The 25,387-nt window shown below is 44.8% G+C and carries 21 protein-coding genes; 5 read left to right on the forward strand and 16 right to left on the reverse strand.

The window, feature by feature from the left end; all coding sequences use genetic code 11:
• Positions 1–10: 10 nt before the first annotated feature.
• On the reverse strand, positions 11–454 hold the full coding sequence (locus A142_RS00285; protein WP_019824525.1) for a PTS sugar transporter subunit IIA: 444 nt from the start codon (positions 452–454) through the stop codon (positions 11–13).
• Positions 455–997: 543 nt separating this feature from the next.
• Positions 998–1,654 carry a Qnr family pentapeptide repeat protein gene (locus tag A142_RS00290; protein ID WP_019824526.1) on the reverse strand — a complete coding sequence of 219 codons (657 nt, stop codon included), beginning with the start codon at positions 1,652–1,654 and terminating at the stop codon, positions 998–1,000.
• Positions 1,655–1,972: 318 nt separating this feature from the next.
• Between A142_RS00290 and A142_RS00295 the strand changes: the two genes are divergently transcribed.
• Positions 1,973–2,551: a TetR/AcrR family transcriptional regulator gene (locus A142_RS00295; protein ID WP_019824527.1), complete on the forward strand. Its 579-nt coding sequence runs from the start codon at positions 1,973–1,975 to the stop codon at positions 2,549–2,551.
• 99 nt (positions 2,552–2,650) lie between these two features.
• Here the strand turns inward: A142_RS00295 and A142_RS00300 are convergent, their stop codons facing one another.
• From A142_RS00300 to A142_RS00365, 14 genes are all read right to left on the reverse strand, one after another.
• Positions 2,651–3,898 (reverse strand): anaerobic sulfatase maturase, encoded by a 1,248-nt coding sequence (locus A142_RS00300; RefSeq protein ID WP_019824528.1) that lies wholly within the window; start codon positions 3,896–3,898, stop codon positions 2,651–2,653.
• Positions 3,899–4,017: 119 nt separating this feature from the next.
• Entirely contained in the window at positions 4,018–5,763 is a 1,746-nt protein-coding gene (locus A142_RS00305; protein WP_019824529.1) for an arylsulfatase, read from the reverse strand.
• Between the two features lie 91 nt (positions 5,764–5,854).
• Positions 5,855–6,271 carry a tetratricopeptide repeat protein gene (locus tag A142_RS00310; protein ID WP_019824530.1) on the reverse strand — a complete coding sequence of 139 codons (417 nt, stop codon included), beginning with the start codon at positions 6,269–6,271 and terminating at the stop codon, positions 5,855–5,857.
• A 159-nt stretch (positions 6,272–6,430) separates the two neighbouring features.
• Positions 6,431–7,624 (reverse strand): iron-containing alcohol dehydrogenase, encoded by a 1,194-nt coding sequence (locus A142_RS00315; RefSeq protein WP_019824531.1) that lies wholly within the window; start codon positions 7,622–7,624, stop codon positions 6,431–6,433.
• 176 nt (positions 7,625–7,800) lie between these two features.
• A complete protein-coding gene (locus tag A142_RS00320; protein WP_019824532.1) occupies positions 7,801–8,244 on the reverse strand; it encodes a hypothetical protein in 444 nt (147 codons plus the stop codon).
• A gap of 52 nt (positions 8,245–8,296) precedes the next feature.
• Positions 8,297–9,712, reverse strand: coding sequence for a coniferyl aldehyde dehydrogenase (locus A142_RS00325; RefSeq protein ID WP_019824533.1), 1,416 nt, complete (start codon positions 9,710–9,712; stop codon positions 8,297–8,299).
• Positions 9,713–9,987: 275 nt separating this feature from the next.
• Positions 9,988–10,470 carry a MarR family winged helix-turn-helix transcriptional regulator gene (locus tag A142_RS00330; RefSeq protein WP_017632044.1) on the reverse strand — a complete coding sequence of 161 codons (483 nt, stop codon included), beginning with the start codon at positions 10,468–10,470 and terminating at the stop codon, positions 9,988–9,990.
• 361 nt (positions 10,471–10,831) lie between these two features.
• Positions 10,832–12,046: a choline ABC transporter ATP-binding protein gene (gene choV / locus A142_RS00335; RefSeq protein ID WP_019824534.1), complete on the reverse strand. Its 1,215-nt coding sequence runs from the start codon at positions 12,044–12,046 to the stop codon at positions 10,832–10,834.
• Positions 12,047–12,048: 2 nt separating this feature from the next.
• Positions 12,049–12,891 (reverse strand): choline ABC transporter permease subunit, encoded by an 843-nt coding sequence (gene choW, locus A142_RS00340; RefSeq protein WP_019824535.1) that lies wholly within the window; start codon positions 12,889–12,891, stop codon positions 12,049–12,051.
• Positions 12,892–12,986: 95 nt separating this feature from the next.
• On the reverse strand, positions 12,987–13,958 hold the full coding sequence (locus A142_RS00345; RefSeq protein ID WP_017070132.1) for a choline ABC transporter substrate-binding protein: 972 nt from the start codon (positions 13,956–13,958) through the stop codon (positions 12,987–12,989).
• Positions 13,959–14,077: 119 nt separating this feature from the next.
• Complete coding sequence (gene betA / locus A142_RS00350; RefSeq protein ID WP_019824536.1) at positions 14,078–15,790, reverse strand: choline dehydrogenase; 1,713 nt, start codon at positions 15,788–15,790, stop codon at positions 14,078–14,080.
• A 72-nt stretch (positions 15,791–15,862) separates the two neighbouring features.
• Positions 15,863–17,323 carry a betaine-aldehyde dehydrogenase gene (betB, locus tag A142_RS00355; RefSeq protein WP_019824537.1) on the reverse strand — a complete coding sequence of 487 codons (1,461 nt, stop codon included), beginning with the start codon at positions 17,321–17,323 and terminating at the stop codon, positions 15,863–15,865.
• A 105-nt stretch (positions 17,324–17,428) separates the two neighbouring features.
• Positions 17,429–18,031, reverse strand: a complete 603-nt coding sequence (gene betI, locus A142_RS00360; RefSeq protein WP_019824538.1) for a transcriptional regulator BetI — start codon at positions 18,029–18,031, stop codon at positions 17,429–17,431.
• A gap of 431 nt (positions 18,032–18,462) precedes the next feature.
• Entirely contained in the window at positions 18,463–19,572 is a 1,110-nt protein-coding gene (locus A142_RS00365; protein WP_019824539.1) for a hypothetical protein, read from the reverse strand.
• 288 nt (positions 19,573–19,860) lie between these two features.
• Here A142_RS00365 and A142_RS00370 point away from each other — a divergent pair, with 288 nt between their 5' ends.
• The 4 genes from A142_RS00370 to A142_RS00385 all read left to right on the forward strand — a co-directional run bounded on the left by A142_RS00370 (position 19,861) and on the right by A142_RS00385 (position 25,240).
• Positions 19,861–20,565 carry a response regulator gene (locus tag A142_RS00370; protein ID WP_019824540.1) on the forward strand — a complete coding sequence of 235 codons (705 nt, stop codon included), beginning with the start codon at positions 19,861–19,863 and terminating at the stop codon, positions 20,563–20,565.
• Between the two features lie 36 nt (positions 20,566–20,601).
• The gene (locus A142_RS00375) at positions 20,602–21,921 is read left to right on the forward strand and encodes a sensor histidine kinase (protein WP_019824541.1); all 1,320 of its coding nucleotides are present in this window, start codon (positions 20,602–20,604) and stop codon (positions 21,919–21,921) included.
• Between the two features lie 135 nt (positions 21,922–22,056).
• Positions 22,057–22,332, forward strand: a complete 276-nt coding sequence (locus A142_RS00380) for a hypothetical protein (RefSeq protein ID WP_017632032.1) — start codon at positions 22,057–22,059, stop codon at positions 22,330–22,332.
• Between the two features lie 538 nt (positions 22,333–22,870).
• A complete protein-coding gene (locus A142_RS00385; protein ID WP_019824542.1) occupies positions 22,871–25,240 on the forward strand; it encodes a M4 family metallopeptidase in 2,370 nt (789 codons plus the stop codon).
• Positions 25,241–25,387 lie beyond the last annotated feature (147 nt).

Raw genomic sequence — 25,387 nt, forward strand, 5'->3', positions numbered from 1 at the left:
AAGGTTATTCTTAGTAGCTTTTAATAATTTCAAGTACGTCAGCTTTTGAAGATGAAGCCGCAAGCTTGGCAATGTTTTCTTCATCAACTAACATTTCACTAAGTGCTTGAATAACCTCGATGTGTGTATCTGAATCCTTTGCAGCTAATGTTAATAAGACATTCGCTGGTCCCATTTCTGAACCGAAATCAACTGGGGTTGAAAAAACATGGATACCTAACCCTGTCTTTAGTACACCAGCTTCTGGACGGGCATGAGGCATAGCAATGCCTGGACAAAGAACATAATAAGGTCCATTATCATGCGTTGACTGAATGATCGCGTCTGCGTAGTTATCGGTAACGTAACCTTTGTCTTGCAAATAACGAGTCGTTTCTTTAACTGCATCTTCCCACTTATATTCAGAGTGGTTAATGACATCAATTAAGTCGTGGTCAATAAGGTCATAAAGCATAATATATCCCAGTTATTCTTATTCGTTGTTGTTGGGATTATTATCAATGGAAGTTGTCGAATCGAGAAATGGCAAAGAAACGTGACTTTAGTCACCTATAAATAACTGTCAATCGGATATTTCTACGCTACCCCTCAAATTAAAGCTGTAATTAAATTACAAATTTATAATTAGAAACAAGTCAATAGTCTAAGTTTGACATTAACCCCAATAACCTAAATTAATTTAAAATAAGAAAATGAGACATGAGCTCAGGTTAGACGGTTGACCATAAATTAATTGTGATAATGATGATGTTTATATTCGTAAAGCAAGGAATGTAACACGCTAAAATCAGTGATCAAGATCGCGTATGAAATCCAAACACCATTCAACTGAAATTTTACGACATAACAAACTGCTGACTCACTCATCTAGCCTCACGACATGCAAACGACTTGCATAAAAAAGTCAGATGGGACACCAAATACGGAAAAGCCCAAAGTTATTAGCTTTGGGCTTTTCTTCTATCGACTGTGGTTGACTCCAACCGAGTGAAAAAAATCAATCAGGCATTACCACAATACCCATGGTCTCAAGCAGTTGCTCTTGCTGCCAAGCAACGATTTTAATCCCCGATGTGTCTACCTTGCGAGGATCTAACCCTTCTAATTCAGCATGGCATAAATTAGCACCTTGCATGCTGAATTGCCCCCATACGTCTTCCGAAAACACACCTCGGCTGAGATCAGACTCTTTTAGTGACGCGCCACCAAGATAAGTGCCTATCCAACGGTTCTCAAACAGTTCGCACTTCTCTAAACAAGCCTGTTCAAAATTAGCGTAAGACAGGTTACAACCCGTGATGTATGCCGAGCAAAAATACATGTGATTGCTCACCTGATTGGCAAAGTTAGCACGAGTGAAGTTCGCCCCTTTCAAGTCGCATTCACGTAGCTCAATCCCATAGCAATTCGTATTATTAAAATTCGCCATCGCCAGATGACAATTCTGGAAGCTTGCATCTCGTAAGTCGGCAACATCAAAGTGGCATCCCTCAATATCGCCTTGTTCAATAAACTTACAGTTAATAAACGTTGCATCACGCAAGTTCGAACGTCTGAAATCACAACGGATAAACGTGCAGGCTGTAAATGTAAGCTCTGATAAGTCTTGCTGAGCAAAACTGTGCTGATGATAAGTGCTGTTATTGGTGTCCATTTAGCCCCCTAAAGAAATTAAGCTAAGACTACCATTGCGATCTTAAGAAAAAACCAAATTAAAAACGAACAAAAACAGCAACTTAAAACACCCTAATTTAGCCATTTTAAGGCACCAAACAAGCCCTTTAAGGTTGTTATTTTCGATTTATAGGATGTGTTTACCTTGAAAAAAGTTTTGTCGCTTAGAAGGCCAATAAGAGAAAAGTCACTTTCACGAAACGAGTCAATTATTGACCGCGTCCTAACGCGCTAGACTGGACGGTTGGTATGTTGCTCGTTACACTATTCCTCATTCTCAGCATAAAGAGTAAGAACAATGAAAGACATGCGACAAGCTATGCTCGATGCAGGATTTAGCCTTATTAATGAACACGGGTTTGCTGGTGTTGGCCTGATGAAGATCATCAACCAAGCGGAAGGCACGAAGGGTTCTTTTTACCACTACTTTAAATCCAAAGAGCACTTTGGTGAGATCCTTCTTACCAACTACTTTGATGAGCATCTCGCTAAGCTGGATGACTTTTTAAGTGATGAGTCGCTTTCTCGTCGTGATCGCGTTAAAGCCTATTTCGAGTTTTGGTGCGCATCAAAACTGACTGAGGACTTCAATATCCAATGCCTTGTCGTAAAACTGGCGGGAGAAGTATCTGGCTCTGCTAACCCATTGCAATCAACCATGGCAGAAGGTGCTGAGAAGATAATCCTACGTATGGAAAAACTGTTTGAAGAAGGCAATGAGGCTGGTGATTTCACTATCGCAGAGCCAGAATCGCTATCTCGAACGCTTTACGGTCTTTGGCTAGGATCTACGTTAATAGCTGCGATGCAAAGAAATCGTTCGATTCTAAGCAATGCGATGGAGGAAACCTTACTCGCTTTGAGTTCAAAAGACTAATCAACGACAATGCTCAAAGGCTCGCATATTTAGCGAGCTTTTTTTTTCAAGCTCAATGATTGTCTACTTCGACTTTTATTTGTCACCAGTAAGATAACTTTACCTTGCACGCTGCGGCATCCCATTGGCTTGCAAAAGGGCATTAAGTGTAGGGTCGATATGTTTGAAAAACTTGAGCCAACCTTCACACAAGTAATTTAACCCAGCCTCACCGTCACGACTGGTGATGATTCGGTTTTTAGGACACTCGCCATGACAAGCAAACTTAAACTCACAAGTTTGGCACTGTTTAGGTAGTGACTTTTGCTTAGCAAATCCAAAGGTTTGTTGGTCTGGTGAAAACGCTAATTTTGACAATGGCTTATCGTGGATATTACCCAACTTAAATTCTGGGTAAACATAGTGGTCGCATGAATACACATCGCCATTAGGTTCGACCGCCAGCCCCTTTCCACAAATTTCACTCAAGGTGCACATGGTACTGTCTCTTCCCATCCATACACCGACAAAGTTTTCAAAGTAAGGAATAAGTACTCGACCAAAATCATGTTCGAACCACTCATCAAAAACGGCTTTAAGAAACTCTCCCCACTGTGCAGAACCGACACTCCAAGATTCGACCTCTCCCGAAACCGGAATGATCGCTTGCTGATGGGAAAGCCATTGGTTGTTGATGTGAGCTTCTCGTTTATCCACGACCGGGATGAACTGAAGCTGCTTCGAACCCACTTCATCGCGTAAAAAACGATAAACTTCTAACGGGTTTTGGCCCGTTACATCGTTCACACAAGTTAAAGTTGCAAACTCAACGTCATGCTTCTTTAGAAAACCAATCCCTCGCATGGTTTGAGAGAAGGTCCCCTTGCCCGCTCGGGTGGTGCGATAGTGATTATGCAAATGCTCGGGGCCATCAATGCTCACACCAATAATGAAGTGGTTCTTCTTGAAAAAATCACACCACTCGTCATTGAGTAAAGTGCCGTTAGTTTGCAGGTCATTACTAATTTTACTGTAGCTCGGACAATACTTGTTTTGCAGTTCAACCACCTTTCTAAAGTACTCAATCCCCAGTAAGGTAGGCTCGCCACCATGCCAAGAGAAGATAATTTCTGGAGTGTTTTGGCCTTCGATGTACTGCTTGATATACCGCTCTAGCAGTTCCTCATCCATCACATATTGAGTGCCCTTAGGGTATTCAAGCAGCTGTTGCTTTTCCAAGTAATAACAGTAGGTGCAGCTGATATTGCATACCGCCCCAATCGGTTTGGCCAATGCCTGAAGTTTACTGTGTGCTTTACCGTTAAATTGAGGAATAGTGCTTAGATTTGATAGTGACAATGTCGTCATGAAAAGTACCTCGATGTAAAAGTTTTTGTATTGGCTAAAACAGTCCGTAGTTCCTTTACACGGTATCTAGCGGCCAACTCAGCTTTACCGCGCTAAGCTGGCCAACTGATTCATTTCCTCTATTTCACGTTCTCAAACGGGTTCCACGCTTCATCAACTGGCACAATGTTATGCGCTTTTTCGTACTCTTGATACTCAGCAACCATCTCTAGGAATAAGTCTGGCATCTGGTTTCTTAAGTCATGCTGCTCAGCCGGATCCTGTTTGGTGTTGTACAGGTGCCATTCACTGTCACCGCCCATGCCTGTAGAAATTCGGATGATCTTGTAATCCCCTTTGAGCAAAATGCCACTACCGAACAATTCAAATGGAATCGCATTATCCGCATTGTGAACCTCTGTAGTTTCGCCCTTAAAGTAAGGCAACAAGCTCACACCACTCATCGGTGCTATTTCTCGGCCTTGATACTTAGTGCCTGGATGCTCTACGTCGGCGATTTCAAGAATGGTGGCTGCGATGTCTTTTACTTGTGACAAATCATCAGTTTGAGTACCAGGCTCTAATGCTTGCTCCCCCTCTAAGACGGCTTTTGCAGGCTTAACGATAAACGGCACACGAATACCGCCCTCAGCCGTGTAAGCTTTATACCAAGACAAACCACCGGTTGATGCACTTGCCCACTCTGGGCCCAATGAAACGCTGGAGTTTGCTTTGCCTAGGTTTTCCGTCGAGTTGTCGAAATTATGCGCCGTCCATGTTCGAATCAGATCACTGGTGTTTTCACCGGTGATATCGGTCGCTTCAGGGCCGTTGTCTGCCAGATACATGATGTAGGTATTGTCGTATTCCCCAATATCTTTTAGGTAATCAACAACCTGACCGACTTGTTGATCTTGCATCTCCATCATGCCCATCGCCACCGCCATCTTCTTGCCATACCACTCTTGTTCTTTCTCAGACAAAGAGTCCCAAGGACGACTTAATGCATTACGACTTGAGATATCCGCATCTTTAGGAATGACGCCCATCTCCTTCATGCGTTCAAAGCGGTCTTCACGAATCGAATCCCAACCATGCTCGACGTAGTAGTCGACTTTATCTTGATACGCTGATTCTGGAGCTTGCAGAGGAAGATGTATGGCAGTGAAAGGAAGATAAGCGAAGAAAGGCTTACCGTCGTCTTTCTTGCCATCGATCATCTTGATGAGTTCGTTGGTGTAAACTTGGTCGGAGTACTCGCCTTGGTATTTGTCCTCAACCACTTCACCGTTTCTGTAGGTAGGCTCAACTTCAACACCGGGAATGTCACCTTTTTGCAGCGCATCGGCTGTCGCTGCATTTTTGGCTGGGAACATCATGTCGCGGTTAAAGTGATTAGAACCGCCCGCTAAAATGCCATAACTTTCCGAAAAGCCGCGGTCATCGGGCAGGAACCCATCATCATGACCTAAATGCCATTTACCCGATAAATACGTGTTGTAGCCATTTTCTTTGAGCAACGTAGCTATTGTTACGCCTTTCTTGGTCAGGTAACCTTCATAGCCCGGCTTACCAATCGCGTCCGGATAGACAGCATAATCAAAGGTACCTAGCCCAACCTCGTGGCTGTTCGCTCCAGTTAACATCATTGAGCGAGTGACTGATGAGGTCGGTGATGCATGAAAGTTGGTGAATTTAACCCCCTCTTCAGCCAACGCCATTAAGTTCGGTGTTTCGACTTCTGAACCATAAGGCTGGGTATCAGCAAAGCCAACATCATCACCGACAATAACAACGATGTTCGGCTTGTCTGATTCGGCGGCGAAGGCGGCACTACTTGCTGCGGCCATCGCGGTGAATAGTAGGGATTTCTTGAATGTCTGCATAAGATGTCTCCGATAGCTGTAGTTAAATTTTCTGTGATGAGCTTTTTCTGTGATTAACCTTTTCTGTGACTAACTTTGGTTAGAATCTTAATTAGTGCGCGGCTTGGGACATCCAATGTAATAAGTCGAGCGCAGGGTCATAATCTTGAGCGGCTGCCAGACCTATCCAGGTGACAGCTTCCGCTTGGCTAACCTCAACGCCACTTCCAGAGAAGTACATTAGGCCAAGCTGTGTTTGAGCTTCAGGGCTACCGGCACTGGCTGCAGTTTCAAACCATTCCGCCGCTTTCTCGTCATTCTGCTCAACACCATCACCACTCAAATACCGATAAGCGAGAGCAAGTTGTGCTTCAGGCTGTCCTCCATAGGCTTCATCCAACACCTGAACAACATCTCGGTGCTGTTCAGACAAAGCCGCGGAGCTTTCACTTCCAACGCTTGCCTTGGCAAAAAGCAGAACAGCCAAAACACCAGTCAAAGTCACGGTAGTTAAACGTTTATTGAACATTTATTTCCTCCTCAGGAATAAAGGTCACAACGTCCCTGTCGAGTGAATTAGGTGAAAAGTAGGAATGGCGCGATGATGCACAAGCTCGATAGCAATACGTTTTCAATCTTCATAATTTGTCCTCGATTTACAGTGAGTTTTTGGATGCTTAATCAGACACTAAATTGATTTTTCAATAATCTGTTCAATCGTTTGTTTTGAGATTGGGTAGAACTGGAAGCAGATATCTTTCTCAATCGCTTGAGCAATATTGCGCTTCTCTTGGTCATCAAATTCCCAGCTACTGAAACGCTTCATCGCACCAACTTGGGTTTGGAAGTTGTGTAAGAAATCCAAAACTCGTTGGTAAATCATCTCATCCGTTCCAGTGCTCTCTAGCGAGAACGCTTGAGCTAATTTGAATGCGTTTGGCATATAGAATTCCGGCAGAGCTTCAATCACAACCGGCATCAATACCGTGTTGGCATCGCCATGCGAGATATGGCTAATCGCACCAAATGCATGAGCACAGTTGTGGATTGGGATACCGCCCAGTGAAGAGTAGAACGCAGAGATCGCCATCGTGCTCGCTTGAAGAAGATTGCCGCGTGCCGTTAGGTTTTCAGGCTCCTCAAGTGCCACGGGTAAATTTTCAACAATCAGTTTTGCAGCTTGAATGCCGTAAGCATCGGTAAAGGCATTGCTCATTGGAGAAACAATGGCCTCAACGGCGTGCGTTAATGCATCCATTGCTGTTGAGCGAGTCAGATGAGCTGGTAGTTTGGTGGTAACAGTCGGATCAAGAATCGCAATGTCAGCTTCTAAACCAGACGCCACCAAACTTGCCTTAATGTTTTCATGCTCGTTGTAAAAAACAGCAATCGGAGAAGCTTCTGCGCCCGTGCCTGCTGTTGTTGGCACCGCAATGTGGGGCACTCGAATGTCTTCGTTATTTGGCCACACTTCCATAAAGCCACCGCCGGCAATCACAGTGCGGATATCATCAATCTGTTTATGAAGTGCGTATTTCACGCCTTTCGAAGCATCAATCACACTACCGCCACCGACTGACAAAATAGCGTCTGCATTCAAGTTATTCGCAAACTCAATTGCAGAGTTAATGTTGTCGCACGTCGCATCCGGAGCAATGTCGGTATATACGCCGACGAGTTGCGCAGCATCTTGGCTAGCTTCCGGATTAACAAACAGTGCCGAGAATTGCTCAACAAAGCCCAACGATTCCAAGCCCTTATCAGAAAAAAGCACGACTCGCTTCGCACCCAATCGAGCAAACAGAGACGGAATATTTTCGATGCCGTTCTCCTGAGCGTGAACAATGGTTTTCAGTTGAAAATTAAAATTATTGGCTGTCATGGTGGTTACCTCATTTCTAGTTGATGACTAAACAATAACCAATACAAACCGGTCGGTCTAGGGTGTAAATGTCAAAGATATGTCAATTAAGATCCTTGAAGATCATTTCGCACATACAAAAAAACCCGCAAATGCGGGCTTAGGAATATTTGATTCAATGAGTTAAACAACCGAGGTTAACGCAAGTGAGCGGGCACCTTGGTTTTATCTCGATTGAGGTAATAGTAGAGATAAACCAAAGAGTAGATGGTTACAAACGCGTCAAGCGCAAACACACCACTCCAACCGTAAAACCACTCATAGTCATTAATACAAACGTTGTATAAGAAGATGCCAACAAACATCGACTTCTCAAACGCGCTGTAAATCATGGTCGAAGTACGTAGTGACTTGTACTTGGCAGAGAACATCAAAAGCACGCCAATACAACCAACCATCACCCCCCAGTGCTGATAAGTACCCAACAGGTACTCTTTGTTTTCCATCATCGCCTCGTTGTAGGAGAACAGCGTCTGCATACTCCAATCCGGTGCCAGAAAGGTAGAAAAAGCAGTCGCAGTCAACAATCCCGTAATCATCAAATAAGACTTCATGGTTCTTTCAAAAAAACGTTCTAACATAAGTAACCTCTTAAATAATTTCTAAAATGAATAGCGGAATGTCAGGTGCGATTTACTTGCCTAGCATGTTCATCACAGCCGTCTTTAATTCGTTGTCTTCTTTTGAAAACAGATGCTTAACGCGATGATCTAAGCCGGTTTCCAATACTGTTTTAGCGTGAGAGAAGGTGATAAACCCTTCTTTGCCGTGATAATTGCCCTGCCCTGATTCGCCAATGCCACCAAACGGCGCGTCATCAACCGCTAAATGAAAAACACAGTCATTGATACACATGCCACCGGAGTGAACTTGGTGCTTAACCTGAGCCTGTAAGCTCAAATCAAAGCTCATTAGGTAGAGTGCTAACGGCCTTGGTTTGCTATTGATGACTTGGAACGCCTCTTCGACATTGCGATACGTAATCAAGGGCAATAATGGGCCGAAAATTTCTTCGTTCATCACCTTGGATGACAGGCTTGGTTCAACGATCAAATGTGTCACCAAGCGATGAGTATCTAGGTCCATCGCTTCATCATGGCAAGCAACGATTCGTGTCCCTGCTTCCTGCTCTTCATTCAATAAACCAGCAATACGATCACATTGGCGAGGGTTAATGAGCGAGGTTAAACTCTCAGAGTAGATCCCTTCATCAAACAGCTGTTGGTATTGTTTTTTGTACTCCAGAATGAAGGCTTCGAGCTTATCTTCAGGGAGTAGCACGTAATCTGGAGCGACACACACTTGGCCGTTGTTTAGGCTTTTACCATAAATGATTCGCTCTACCGCAATATCCATCGGCATGTCTTCTGCAACGATAACCGGCGACTTTCCACCCAGCTCTAGCGTGACTGGGGTTAGCGTATCAGCCGCTGACTTCATCACTTGGCGACCCACTTGGGTTGACCCTGTAAACAGAAGATGATCAAACGGCAACGCCGAAAATGCGGCTGCGATTTCTACCTCACCTTCAACCAAGCACACCTCATCGGCATGGAAAACTTCCGCCAATAGCGCTGTTAATACTTGGTTCGTCGCTGGGGTAAATTCGCTCATCTTGATCATGGCGCGATTGCCTGAAGCCAGAGCCGAAATAAGCGGGCCGACGGATAACATGATCGGGAAATTCCACGGGGCAATAATCCCGACGACGCCTTTGGGTTGATAAACCACTTCAACACGAGAGGTTGAAAGCAATGGGCCGGAATGACGAATTGAAGATGTCGACCAATGAGGCAAACATTCAATGCTGTGATCAATATTTCCGATACAAGGCAATATGTCAGCCATCAAAGTATCTTGTCGGCTGCGGTGACCATAGTCCTCACTCACAGCTACACACAAACGATCTGTGTAATCGATTAGCGCAGATTTAAGTGCGAGCAGATGCTCAATCCTCTCCGATATCGCTGGCATCGGTTTCTGTGCAAAAGCTCCCTGCATGCTGTTCAACGTCATGGTCATTTGTGTTGGCGTCAATTCGTGTTTCATACATCACCTCGTGGTTAAGATGAGCACACAATAATACAAAACAGACCGGTCGGTCTAGTGTTTTATTGTCAGAGAATCGTCAATGGAGTTTTGATTACAATCCAATGAGGCGGCTACAAACGGGGCAAAAAGTCAGGGGAATTTAAAATAAGAAGGCGTAACTAACACGCAGGGCAAATAGAGATTTTAAATGGCAGGATCAAAAATGGCCGCTTAGTGCGACCATTTAATAGTTACTTAAGTTTTTGTTCTAAATAAACAATTTAAAAATTACATTAGCTCTTGGCTACGTTTGCAATGCCTTCAAGTTGAAGTACTGGAGCGGCGTCGATGTCTTCTGCATTCATCATTGATGATACTCGCTGCATTGAAGAAAGCAGTAAGCTTTGCTCCCACGGCTCTAGGTTTTGGAATTTTTTAACGAAGTTATCTTGCAGCGGCGGTGGCGCATTGTTTAGCAGCTCTTGGCCTTTTTCCGTCAAGTTCGCATGCACTTTACGGCGGTCAGCAACACTACGGATACGTTGTACGTAGCCATTCAACTCTAGGCGATCGATGATCGTGGTTGTGGTGGCTTGGCTTACATTGGTGTGATTAGACAATTCTTTGATCGTCACATTACCCATTTCTTGGATTGCTCTCATTAAGATTAATTGAGGGCCAGTCAAACCATACTCTTTACTCAGCTTTTTCGAGTGTAAATCGATAGCGCGAATAATTTGTCGAATAGCGACCAGGATTTCGTCATGTTTGTCCAAGATGCAGACCTTTGTACTAATATACTGTGAGTGATTTTACAGCGTCGAAGCGAAGAGCTCTCATGAAATCGGAGTCAGGACCGCTCGAATTACACTGTAAATTGATAAATTACGTCATTAATTTTTCCGCATTGTACTGATGTTCATACTATTCTCAATCTTTTCTATGCCTCTGAATTTGCGCAGGGCAACACTTTTGCTCAATGAGTCACGATTTTCGCTCTTATATCGGCTAACAAGGTAACAAAAAGCCAGAAGTCGTTAACAAATAAAAAAGTAGAGCAGTCAAATAGGTAAAGATATTGTGATGGCCTCACTACCTATTTAATGTTTCGACATCTGACTATTTTAGTTCAAAAGATTAAGCAGCACTGTTTAGTTGAAAATTACCGGTCAGCGCGTTGTAGAACTCGCTGTTATCCAAGATCCCAACCAATTGATTGTCTTCAACCAGCAAAATCGGATGGTTACTGATCTGCTTGAGCTTAATCGCATCACGCATACCAATTTCAGGGCTTGCCACTACGACACTCGATGCGTTGATAGCCGTTAAGTCGTCAGACTCACTCCACTCAACAAGTGCCAACGTCGGTTCACCTTTTACCGATAAAGCACCTTCACTCTGTTCAATCCAGAGATCTTTAGAATCGCAGATCTTCCAGCTTTCATTCTCTTGAGTCAGTGAGTCAAGAGGCTGCATCAAAGAACGGCCTTTAAGTACATTCAATGGGTTAGTATGAGCAACAAAGTCCTTCACGTATTCCGTTTTCGGTGTGAGTACGATCTCTTCCGGCTTACCGTGTTGGATCAGTTTGCCTGACTCCATGATCGCGATGTTGTTACCAATCTTCAGTGCTTCATCTAGGTCGTGACTCACGAACAGAATCGTTTTGTTGAGTTTGTTTTGCAGCGTGATCAGTTCATCTTGCAGTTGAGCACGAATCAATGGGTCAAGCGCCGAGAACGGTTCATCCATCAATAGAATGTCAGTATCCATGGCAAACGCTCGTGCCAAGCCGACACGTTGCTGCATACCGCCAGAGAGTTCATGCGGATACTTGGTTTCCCACTCTGCCAAACCCACCATTTCAAGTTGTTCACGCGCTTTAGCACGACGAACATCTTTGGCGACACCTTGCATTTCAAGACCAAACGCCACGTTATCTAACACGTTTAACCAAGGCATTAAGGCAAATTTTTGGAACACCATAGAAACGCGGTGTGTGCGTAAATGACGCAGTGTCGCTTCATCGCACTGCTCACCCAAATCCACCAGCTTATCGCCATCTTTGATTGCCAATGAACCACGGCTGATCTCATTCAAACCATTCACAGCACGAAGTAATGAAGATTTACCCGAGCCCGATAAGCCCATCAGCACGCAGATCTCACCTTCTTCAACCGTGAGAGATACATTATCTACGCCCACGACTTGACCAGTTTCATCAATGATCTCTTGACGAGTTTTCCCTTGGTCGAGTAGCTCGAGCGCTTGCTTCGACTTATCACCAAAAACAACATCAAGGTTTTTAATGGTAATCGCGTCCATTGTCTTTTTTTCCTGAGAGCTAGACATGATTAAGCCTCCTTCTGATTGGGTGTTTTGCACAAGCGATCAAGAATGATAGCGACTAATACAATCGCCAGTCCGGCTTCAAAACCTTGTGAGATGTTCACTGTGTTCAATGCACGAACAACCGGTTTACCAAGTCCGTCAGCACCAACAAGAGCGGCGATAACCACCATCGAAAGCGACAACATAATACATTGGGTGACACCCGCCATGATGCTTGGTAGAGCGGCTGGTAATTCAACTTTGAGCAGTAACTTCATGCGACTTGCACCAAAGGCTTTACCCGCTTCAATCAGCTCTTCAGGGACTTTCGTTACCCCTAAATAAGTCAAACGAATCGGTGCAGCTATCGCGAAAATAATGGTCGAGATTAAGCCAGGCACGATGCCCAAGCCGAATAGAACCAGAGTTGGAATCAAATACACAAACGTCGGAACGGTCTGCATTAAATCGAGAATTGGGCGCAACATCGTATAGAGCCAAGGACGGTGAGCAGCCATGATGCCAACCGGTACGCCAATTAATACGGAAATCGTTGTCGCCGCAAAGACGAGAACAAAGGTTTCCAGCATTTCTTGCCAGTAGCCGAGGTTAAGAATAGTCAGCAGTGCCGCGACCACAAAGATCACTAACGAAGGTTTACGGTGTAAGTACCATGCAATCGCAGCGGTAATCACGATTGGCAGAGCAGGCGGCATCCACTTAAATACATCGACTAAAAACATAATGACGGTTTCTAGAAAAATCGAAATAGCGTCAAAGAATCCTGCTGCATTGATTGTTAGCCAATCAACACCCGCTTCCATCCATTGTCCGACAGGGATTTTGTTTTCCGTAATAAAATTCACAATATTGCCTTTTATTATGGGTGGGCTACTTCAAACCAATCGCTAAATTGGCAAGCCCACCTTTATTATTTATGTAGCTGTTGAGATAGGTAGAACTAAGCTTTAACTTGCTTTAGGTATTCAGTAACGGCTTGAGTCGCTGATTCACCTTTATGCGTTTTTACGTTGTCTAGCCAAGCTTCAACTTGTTGAGGGTTGTTGTTCAACCATTGTTGAGCCGCTTTTTCTGGCTTCACTTTTTGGTTAAGAATCTCTTCCATCAACTGGTTTTCCATCTCTAGAGTGAATTCTAGGTTTTGTAGAAGTTGACCGACGTTTGCACACTCAGACAGGTAGTTTGAACGAACGTTAGTGTAAACATTCGCGCCACCGTAGTTAGGGCCGAAGAAGTCGTCACCGCCTGAAAGGTATTCCATCTCAACATTGCTGTTCATCGGGTGCGGAGCCCAACCAAGGTAAACAATCCATTGGCTACGGCGTGCTGCGCGTGATACTTGAGACACCATACCCGCTTCGCTTGATTCCACTAGGCTGAAATCTTTCAAGCCAAACGCGTCTGAATCAATCATTGATTGTATTAGGCGGTTACCGTCGTTACCCGGCTCGATGCCATAGATGCGGTCTTTAAATTTGTCGGCATGTTTTGCTAGGTCGGCGAAGCTTTTTACACCTGAGTCGTACACGTATTTTGGTACGGCTAGCGTGTATTTTGCGCCTTCAAGGTTGGCACGAACGGTTTCAACCGTGCCCTCTTCACGGTACTTAGCAATATCGCCTTCCATGGTTGGCATCCAGTTGCCTAGGAATACGTCAATATCGCCGTTCGCCATTGAAGAGTATGTCACCGGTACTGAAAGTAGGTCGGTTTTGGTTTTGTAACCAAGGCCTTTTAATAGTTCAGAAGTAACGGCGGTTGTTGCGGTAATGTCAGTCCAGCCTACATCAGCGAAGCGGACGTTTTCACATTGCTGTGGTTCAATAGAAGCGTTAGCACCAAATGCAAATGAACTGATGGCTAATGTTGCTAATACCTTTTTTGTAGCGGTTTGTTTATGTTGAGTCGTCATAATGATTCCTTTTTATCTTTCCTTTTTCTGCCCTAACTCATACTAATCAGGGCAGTTTTGCTGACTTTTGACTAATTTTGGTTGTTACTTTTTATTATTTTTATATCAATAACAGAGGCTTACGCTTCTCTTACTGGTTTATTGATTCTTTGCTTGTCTTGCCATTCAGGTGCAATCCACACTGGAACGTCCTGCTCTTTGAGCATTGGCTTACCCAAAATCAAATCGGAAGCACGCTCAGCCACCATAATGGTCGGGGCGTTAAGGTTGCCGTTTGGAATAACAGGGAAAACCGACGAATCGACAACGCGCAGATTATCAATACCGCGAACGCGACACTCTTCATCAAGCACTGCCATTGGATCATCATCAGCGCCCATTTTGCAGCCACATGAAGGGTGATACGCACTTTCCACGTTCTGCTTAACCCATTCGTCGATTGCTTCATCAGAAGTCACACTTAGACCCGGCTGAATCTCCTCGCCTCGGTACACATCCATCGCAGGTTGCGACAAAATCTCACGCGTCAAACGAATACAATCGCGCCAATCTTGGCGGTCTTGCTCAGTCGAGATGTAGTTGAAAATGATCTCTGGCTTGGCATGCGGGTCAGCAGAAGTGATCGCAACCGTACCGCGACTCTCTGGCTTATTAGGCCCAACGTGTACTTGAAAACCATGACCATCAAAGGCCGCTTGTCCGTCGTAACGCATCGCTGCTGGCAGGAAGTGATATTGAATGTTTGGCCACTTCAACCCTTTGCGAGAACGAATAAACGCGCACGATTCAAAGTGGTTAGTGGCACCAAGGCCTTTGCGAGTCAGAATCCACTCGGCGCCAATCATGCCCTTGCTGACCAAGCCAAGCTTACTGTTGAGCGTGATAGGTTCGTTGCAGTGATATTGAAAGTACACTTCTAGGTGGTCTTGAAGGTTCTCACCGACACCGCTTAGTTCGTGTTTAAGCTCAACGCCGGCCTTTTCAAGCACGGCTTTCGGGCCGATACCAGAAAGCTGAAGCAGTTGAACGGAACCGATAGAACCCGCTGAAGAGATCACTTCTTTGTTCGCCACAGCCACCTGGGTATTGCCTGACTTTTCAAACTCGACACCAACCGCTTTCAAGCCCGATTGACCATTTGAGTCTTGTGCTTCAAGTAGGAAACGACGCGCCACGATACCTTTCTTCAAGGTCAGGTTTGAACGCTTCAATGCTCGACGTAGATAAGCGTTAGAGGTTGAGGCTCTAACACCCTTGTCTACCGTCATATGCATAGTGCCGAAGCCTTCTTGCTGGTAGCCGTTGTAATCGTTGGTTTCTGGGTAACCGGCATCTTTACCTGCATCGATAAATGCTTGGTAAAGCGGGTTGAGCTCCATATCGTTACCATTACAAGTGCCGACAGGGCCATTGTCGCCACGGTATTCATCACCGCCTTTGTTCCATGATTCAGCACGGCGGAAGTAAGGCAAACAAGCTTGGTAATTCCAACCCACTGCGCCCTCTTCTTCCCATTGGTCAAAATCACACGCGTGGCCACGAACATAAACCATGCCGTTAATTGATGAGCTGCCGCCTAACACTTTGCCCCGTGGGCAGTGCAGTTCGCGTCCATCAAGACCCGGTTCTTGCTCTGTTTCAAATTGCCAAGCGTACTTTTCAGTATTCATTGGGTAAGAAAGTGCGGTTGGCATCTGGATAAAAATACTCTTATCCGTACCACCAGCTTCCAGTAATAAAACGCTATGTTCACCGCTTTCCGTTAGCCTATCCGCTAACACACAGCCGGCCGAACCCGCGCCGACGATAATATAATCGTAGCGTTGTTCCATATTTTGATTTCCCTGAGATGAGTCAGTAGGGCTAGCTCTATTAAGCTAACCCATAAAATTGAGTGTTACGCGTTAGGCATAAGGGCTGGCGTAATCGCCAAGTTCAATAAGAATGCTCTTAGTCTGCGTATAATGAAGTAGGGTTTCTGGTCCATTTTCACGGCCAATACCTGAAAGCTTGTAACCACCAACAGGCATTTCTGCGGGTGAGTCGCCCCACGTGTTCACCCAACAAATACCTGCCTGCATTTGATGAATAACACGGTGCGCACGAGAAAGGTTTTGCGTGAACACACCAGCCGCAAGGCCATATTTGGTGTCGTTAGCGCGGCGAATCACATCGTCTTCGTCCGTAAACTTCAACACTGACATCACAGGGCCGAAGATCTCTTGCTGAACGTGAGGCATGTTGTCTTCGCAATCCACAAACACGGTTGGGATAACAAAGTTGCCGTTTTCGAGGCCGTTGTCTGTCACTTGATAGCCGCCCGTCAACAGGGTTGCACCCGACTGTTTTGCTAGCTCAATGGCTTCAAGGACTTTTGAAAGGTGTTCTTTAGAAATCAACGCGCCGATCTGAGTCTCCATATCCATTGGGTTACCAATGATCAGCTTCTCAGTGCGCGTCTTAAGTTGATCGATGAATGCGTTGTAGATGTTTTCGTGTACATAAACACGGGTACCGTTAGTACACACTTCGCCTTGAGTGTAGAAGTTTGCGACCATCGAAGCTGACACTGCATCATCCAATTTCGCATCATCAAACACGATCATTGGTGACTTGCCGCCAAGTTCCATGGTGACTGATTTCAGCGTCTTAGCGCTATCCGACATTACCGCTTTACCGGTACCGGTTTCGCCCGTGAACGACACTTTCGCGATATCTGGGTGCGCCGTTAGCATCTGACCAACACGGTAATCGCCCTGAACCACGTTGAACACGCCATCAGGAAGACCTGCTTCGGTAAATATCTCAGCAAGCTTGAGCGCTGTGAGCGGCGTTTCTTCTGAAGGTTTGAAAATCATCGCGTTACCCGCGGCCAATGCCGGAGCCGATTTCCACATCGCGATTTGGATAGGGTAGTTCCACGCGCCAATGCCCGCACAGATGCCTAGCGGTTCGCGGCGAGTGTAGAAAAATTGAGATTCACTCAGCGGCTGTTGGTCGCCTTGTAGCGTTGGAGCCAAGCCAGCAAAGTATTCAATAACATCAGCGCCAGACGCCACATCCACTTCAATTGCTTCTTGCAGCGGCTTGCCCGTATCAACAACCTCAAGGTTTGCAAGGTCATCATTTCGAGCCCTAAGGATTTCAACGGCCTTCAAAAGAATACGACTGCGCTCTACCGCTGTCATTGCTGACCATACCACAAATCCGCGCTTCGCAGATTCAATAGCGCTGTCGACATCTGCTGAAGATGCTTGGCCTAACGTCGCGATAGGTTCACCGTTGGCAGGGTTAATGCTATCAAAGGTTTCACCAGAGGTTGCTTTAACCGCTGCGCCATCGATGTATAACGAGTTCATTTCCATTTGAGATTCTGACTTAATTATTGTAATTAGACTCTACTGGTCTAGTTTGAATTTTGGGTGTAAGTATTGGTCGTTCTAGTGCTGTTCTAGTTCTAACACTGCGTTCTATTTGGTACTGCACGAGTAGAACGTCAGTTGTTTATCAAGGTAATCGTTGATGATGGCGCGAGCCTTCTGAGCATCGATACCATCTGGGTTTAATGTGCCTCTCAGCCATAAACCATCAATCAGAGACGCAATCCCGTGAGCAACAAGATCCGCTTGTTCATGATTCAAAATACCTTTCAACTCAAGACGTAAGTGTGAAATCAAACGTTTTTCATTCACACGCTGCAGTCTTTTCAACTGCTCGTCATGCATTGAATATGACCAAAATGCCAACCACGCCTTCGCGACCTTATTTTCTGCTTGGTAACCTTCGAAATTACCATCGATGATCGCGTTAATTCTCTGTTGGTGAGCATCAACAGGAAGCACTTTTAGTGAAGTCGTGATGGTATTAGAAAGTTGGCGAAGGATTTCACGCATGGTCTCTTCGAGCAGCCCATGTTTTCCACCAAAATAGTGATTAATAATACCAGTGGAGACTCCCGCTTCTTTGCTGATCAACGCAATACTCGCGGCATGCAAACCCACTCGATCAATCACCGTCATGGTGGCTTGAACAAGCTGTGGTTTACGTATATCAGGCATCCCAACCTTCGGCATTTCTCAGTCCTTTTATTTTATATTGAACGTTCAGTTAAATATAAAATGACAGAAATTTAGTTAGGGTTCAAATGATTATTTAAAACAAAATCGTAACAATACAGCATTTAAAACAACAAAAATCATTATAAAACAATAAATTAACTATCATTTAGAGCACTAACGAAAACAATTAAAGATTTGAGGTGTGATAGTTAATGGTCAAATGTTTTTGCTTGGAAAGTTCAAAAATCAATCAGTGAGAGTCCGTGTAGAAACTTTTTGGGGAGGGAGTGAAAAGGAAGTATCAAGGAATTTTTATACTGAAATGTAAGACAAGGAAATCCACAATCAACACAGGTAACGAATCAAAAAATGAACAAAAAAGGTTGGTGACAACAACGTCATCACCAACCTTATCAAGTCGTTTCTTATGTTATTACGAGCCTAAGCTACTCAATACGTGTAATGAAATCGTATTTATCTGAGTCGGCCTTAGTCACCCAGTGTTCACCAGAAGCCGGAGCAGAATCTAAAGTGAATATATAGAAGTCGATTCCTGTATCTCCCATGACCTTTTTAAAGTAGGTCGCTTGCTTGCGATGGCTTTCGTTCTTGTATGGGAAGTCTTTGGCTGTTTTATCATCCTCAGCCCAACTGTGCACACCAACCTGTTTATTAAGCTCAATAGCTTTGGAGGTATCTGCTCGTTGCAAAACCCGTGGGTTACCCGCAGCGAACAGATCCGTGCCTCCCGAGAACACCGACCCCGTAGCAGTGACGATTGTGGTCATCTTGTTGTGGTGGATCATGCGTCCGGTGTACATGTTGATCTCGTCATCAGCGCTGCCACCGATATGATTGGTGAATTTCAACGTCATCTCACTTCCCGGGTACAACTTTACGATATCAAAAAGCTGAGAATAGGTGGATGCACCTAGAGTCGATTGAATTCGCTCAACAGCGCCAGTTTCTTTGAGCACATCTCGGTAAAAGGCATTGAAAGCAAATGAAGTGGTGATGGTGACCTTATTACCATTTTTAGTGTTACTCAGAATTGTCGAACCCAAGCTCGTCACGTATTGCGACAACTCGTTTTGGTACTCAAGCTCAACGGCTTTTGCACTGTTCGTTTTTGTTTGGATTAACGTTGTCTCATTAGAAACAGAGCGTAGCGCCGCGCTGCAATCAAACACGTCCAAACCCTTGCTCTCTGTGTAGATACCGCAGCTATCAAACCCTGCATCAGGAAAATACAGGTCAACACTTTGACCTAAACGGCTCGCAAGCCTAACTACTTTTTGCTTCTCACTGATGTCTTCAGCAAATTGAATTTTGTCATACTGCACACCGTCATAGGTCAGCTTCATCGACTCTTGAAGCTCTTCTCGTTCTTGATACAACTTGCCTAATTTCACTGACGAAAATACGTAATCCGCCTTAGGTTTCACTTGTGCTTTAGTCGCTGTGTTACCAGAACTTGAACCTGAGTTAGAACTTGAGTTACACCCAGCTAAAATAATCAAAGGCAGTGCCAGTAACGTTTTTCTATAGTTATTCATGCGTCATTCCCAAAGTGTTTGATGGGAAAATTCTATTATTTAGCGTTGAATTTATCTGTCGCGGGAATGTATGAGAATGTCGAACCTATTTGAACAATGTTTTTTATTTTCCTATAAATGCCAATTCATCATTGAACTAACTTATAAAGTGTTTAATCATTCGCTTTAGGTATTTGGTGAAGCATGTGAACTCAATATGCAACAGCGCATGATAGTAATGGTTCATCACGACGAAGACTCGCTCACTTAATCTCAATAAGTAAAACGCACGACAAGGCTGATAATGGAATGACAAAACCTAGAATGATCATCGTGGAAGACGATTTGAAACTTCAGAAAATGTTGCAGGACTACTTTGTCGCGCAAGATTTTGATGTCACGGTGTTGGACGATGGCAGTGATGCCGCACACACCATCCTCGCGGACCAACCTGACATCGTACTGCTGGATTTGATGCTTCCTGTAACTGATGGACTTACAATCTGCCGACAGACGCGTACGCACTATAAAGGTAAAATCTTGATGCTCACCGCTAGCGATGACGACTTTGACCACGTCGCTGGTTTAGAGACAGGGGCTGATGACTATGTCACAAAGCCAATCAAACCAAGAGTTCTGCTGGCCAGAGTTCGTTCGCTATTACGCCGCCAAGACACCAATACCGCTTCAGTCGATGACTCAGACACCCTGCAGTTTGATCAACTCGTTCTGAAAAACACTTATAAAAAGTGCGAGCTTTCAGGTGCGGTTTTATCACTCACTGACAGTGAGTTTGACCTACTTTGGTTATTGGCAAGCAACCCAGATACGCCGTTATCTCGTGATTACTTGACGCAAACATTGCGCGGCATTGAGTACGACGGAATAGACCGGACGATTGACAACAAGGTTGTACGTCTGAGGAAGATTTTAGGCGACGACCATACACCAGCAGAGAAAATTCAGACCATTCGCGGTAAAGGCTACTTGTTTGTTTCAACCGCCTGGCATTAACTTCGCTCAGTACGAGCGTAATGAAAGAGAGCGATTATGCGACGTATCTTTTTGGAGTCCCTATTAGGGCTGTTAGTTTGCTTCATGAGCGGCATTGTCGCCTACGAAATCTGTGTCTATCAGCTCAATACTGACTACGAATATGTTCTGCAAGATTATGAAGCCACAGCCCACCAGCAACTCATAGAAAACATCGCAAAAAATCAGGGGCTTGAAGCGGCTCAACAAGCCATGAACCAGTTTGTCGAAACCACTCGAAATAAACTGATTACGTTCAACCCAAAAGATGAAATACCAAGCCCTGTTTCAGAGTTCTTCTCGACCAACCCAAATACCTTTATCTTTCACGATGATGAGCGTGACCTTTGGTTTCGCTTAGCAAGCAGTGACAATACCTATCATTACCTACCCAACAGCGAAGCGTTCGTTAGGCAAAAAATAGAATTGGAAGATGACCTCATTTGGTTGTTCTTCCTAGCCAGCTTTATCTTATACGGCGTATGCCACCTATTTATCATCTTCCGCCGAGTTAAGAAGCTTGAATCGGCGACGCTCGCCTTTGCTGAAGGGGATCTCTCCTCGCGAGCCGAGACCTCAAGCGGCATTGCAATCGGCTCACTCAATAAGTCTTTCAACCTAATGGCAGACCGCATTCACCGACTGATTGAGAGTAATCGCTCGCTCACCAATGCGGTCGCCCATGAGCTGCGCACGCCGATATTCCGTATCCAATGGCAAGCTGAAATGCTCAAAGACACACCGCTCAACGAGTCTCAGCAAGAGACTGTAGAAAGCATTGTGGAAGATACGGAAGAGATGGAGAAGATGGTCGACGAGCTATTGTGCTACGCCAAGCTAGATAGCTGCGGCCTCGAGAATTTGCAGCAGCCTGTCGAGATCAATGACTTTCTTGGCCACGCGATGACACGTTGGAACAAAGATACAGAGCTCGACATCAACCTATCACTACCAAAGCAACCTTACGAGATTCTTGCGGATGAAATACTGCTGAACCGCGCTCTGGATAACCTCGTACGCAACGCCATGAAATTCGCACGCTCTCAAGTGTTAATTGAAGCCAGCGCGCATCAAGAGCAACTGCAGATAGCTGTACATGATGATGGTGATGGTGTGACTCAAGAACATCAGGCTCGCTTGTTTGAACCGTTTTACGTTGGCGATAAAGCGCGTAACAAAGCCAAGAGTGGCCATGGTTTAGGGTTGTCTATCGTCGAGAAGATCTGCGCTCAACACAACGCAACCGTGGAAGTGGGTCAGAGCCAAGCCTTAAAAGGTGCAGTATTCACCATAACCATTCAGCTATGTAATGATTCAGCTGACAAACCCATACAGTAACTACAAAACACCTCTGGAATAATGTTCAACATCGGTCGGGAGATGCTGTCTCCCATGAACTTATTAAATCTAGATAATCATGCCACTGCCTTTGTGCCTTGCCATCTAGGTTCCAATCATTCTTAGGGTATTTTTATGAAAAAGTTATTAGTTGTTTTAGGCATTGTTTCACTAGCAGGTTGTTCAGGTATCAGCCACAACGAAGAAGTTTACACAGCGCACGCTGAAAGCTTCAACATAGTAGGCTTCCAAGTTCCTGGTAACACACAAGATCGTGCAATGGAATTGGTACCTGAAGGCGCAACGGTTGAAACTATTCGTTCTACAAACTCTGACACAAGCTCTGTTCTGGGTATCATCAACCGTATTATCGGTATCGACTACGTTCAAGTTGGTGGTAAAAAGCAGTAATTAGCTTTAGTTACGTACCTTGAATCAGTAGCCTGCACAAACTAAGTTAATCTAAGCCAGTGACCCGTCGCTGGCTTTTTTCATCCAACCGGTTTTGTGCTCTGTGCCAAAGAACTTCTGAATTACCCTGCCTTGTTATAACTAACAATTCGAAAAATAAGCCAGAAAATCTTCGATTTATCATCAAAATATCCCTTAAATTTGCTTAATAGCCTCTCGGTCAAACTGACACGCCCAAATCGTTGTTCCTTCTATCAACCCGAAACTCGTTAATTGAGGCACAGATCAATTTGCACAAAAATCTTAATTTCCAAGAACAATTAACACTTAATAAAAGTGTCATGATTTTATAAATAAAACCTATGAGTGCGTTCAAAAATAAACAGAAACGATAACTATCTGTAAATACGATAAATATAAGTTTCATGAATAAAAGAGATCATTGCCATGCTACTAATTAATCAGATCGAATGATGTAAATTCGCTGTGAGAATTTTGTTACGTTTTCTTTGATTTTACATGGAAAGAGAAAATAACAATGAAAATAAGAAAGCGTTTAGTTGCCGTTGCTATAGCCAGTGCTATGTCTTTGTCAGTGCATGCAAGTGAATCCGTTCAAATCGATCAACCGATCAACTTTACTAACTTCTCTGGGTTAAACGCTCAGTTAGGAGTCAGTAACGCCTCTAGCTTCAAGATGGTGAAAGAAGTAAACCTGAAAAAGCGTGGCATCTACAAAGTAAAGATCCAGCAAAACATCTGGGGAACGCCAGTATGGGGGCACTACCTAAATGCCACCCAAAGTGCGCAAGGTGGCGCGTTAAAGTCGGTTCAAGGAAGCTACCTTAAAACAACGACCTTAGAACGATCTTTTGTTAAGCCATCAATCAACAGCGCTCAAGCGGTTGAACTCGCAAGTAAAGATCTAAAGACTCAAGGCTTAACCAGCAAATCTCTAGACAACGTCCAACATCAGCTATTTATCTATCAAGGTTCAGTGAAGCAAGGCATCGGACAACAAAGCGTAGATAAAGCACGACTAGTGTACGTTGTCTCTTACCTAGTAGAAGGCAGTGAACAGCCGACTCGACCGTTCACCATGCTAGACGCGCACACAGGCGAAGTCATCGACCGTTGGGAAGGTATTGCCCACGCTCAGATCGGTACTGGCCCTGGCGGTAACGAAAAAACAGGCATGTACGAGTACGGCACCGACTACCACTACCTTGATGTTCAAGAAGTGGGCACAGAGTGTGTGATGGAGTCTGAAAACGTGGTCACTGTTAACCTGAATGGTGCGACCGACGGCGACACTACTTACAGCTATGAATGCCCTCGTAACGAATATAAAGCCGTGAACGGCGCGTTCTCGCCACTCAACGATGCACACTACTTCGGTAACATCGTGTTCGACATGTATAAAAACTGGTTCGACACAGCACCACTCTCCTTCAAGCTCATGATGCGTGTTCACTACGGTGAAAACTACGAGAATGCATTTTGGGACGGCAAGGCCATGACCTTTGGTGATGGTGAAAGCTTCTTTTATCCGCTTGTTAGCCTAGATGTATCAGCCCATGAAGTGAGCCACGGTTTCACTGAGCAAAACTCAGGTTTGATATACGCAAACCAATCCGGCGGTATGAACGAAGCCTTTTCTGACATGGCAGGTGAAGCCGCAGAATACTACATGAAAGGCACCAACGACTGGATGGTCGGGCGCAATATCTTCAAAGGCGAAGGAGCGCTGCGTTACATGGACGATCCATCACGCGATGGCTCTTCAATCAACAATGCATCCGAGTACTACGATGGCTTAAACGTGCACTACAGCTCTGGCGTGTTCAACAAGGCGTTCTACCATCTTGCAACCACACAAGGTTGGGACACCAAGAAAGCGTTCGAACTGTTCGTGCTAGCCAACCAAATCTACTGGTCTGAAAACAGTGATTTCTGGCAAGGCGCTTGTGGCGTGAAGAACTCAGCAACCGATCTTGGCTACAGTGCTGATGATGTTGTTTCTGCGTTTAACTTAGTGGGTGTATCACCGTGTGGCGAACCACCTCTTCCACCAGAACCGGAATATCAACGCCTTGAAAATGGTGTTGAAGCCGCAGTTGCTGGTGAAACAGGTTCGAAAACTTACTTTGATATCGAAGTACCATCAGGCCAAGAGAAACTGACGATTGATCTTACTGTGTCTACGGGTGACCCAGATATTTATGTCGGCCTAGATTACGCACCAAGCTCTCAAGAGAATATCTGTAAGAGCGAAACCGTGACCGATGAAGTGTGTGTGATTGAAAACCCAACCGCAGGTCGTTATACGGTTAACGTTTTAGGTTACTCAGATTACGCAGGTGCAAACCTAAAAGCATCGTACGAATCAGGCAACGCTAACGTACCGCCCGTCTCTTCTTTCGAACACTCGATTGTCGGCAAAGAAGTAGAACTGCGCAGCACAAGTTCGGATAGCGACGGTCAGATCGTTTCTTACCAATGGAACCTAGGCGATGGCAACACGCAAACAGGTGAAGTGACTCGTTATACCTACGCTGAAGCAGGCAACTACGTGGTAACGCTAACCGTGACTGACGATGCAGGCGTTGCAACATCAACCAGCAAGTCGATTACGATTGAAGGTGACTCAGCAGAAGGCTTCCCACTAAAACTGAAGTTTGGTAACAAAAACCCGAACGGCAAGGCGCGCGTTAAGCTGGCATGGGATTACGATACCAACGACTACTTCGTGATTAAGCGTAATGGCAAGAATGTTGGTGCTACAGACTTCAACTCATACGTCGACAAGTTCCGTCACAACGGCACAGTAGATGTTGAGTACCAAGTGTGTACCTCAAGCGATATCTGTTCAGAAACCAAGCATTACCGTTTCATTAAGACTCAATAATCGAAAGTAGATTCAGGGCTCCTTATAGGAGCCCTTTTCGCTATTTGGCTAATGAGTTATTTAGCGAATGAAACGTCTACATGAAAAACCACGCATTACACAAAAATCGAACCCATCAAGATAACAATACTCACCATAAAAAGGACG

The sequence above is a fragment of the Vibrio splendidus 12E03 genome, assembly GCF_000272105.2.
Classification (GTDB): domain Bacteria; phylum Pseudomonadota; class Gammaproteobacteria; order Enterobacterales; family Vibrionaceae; genus Vibrio; species Vibrio splendidus_I.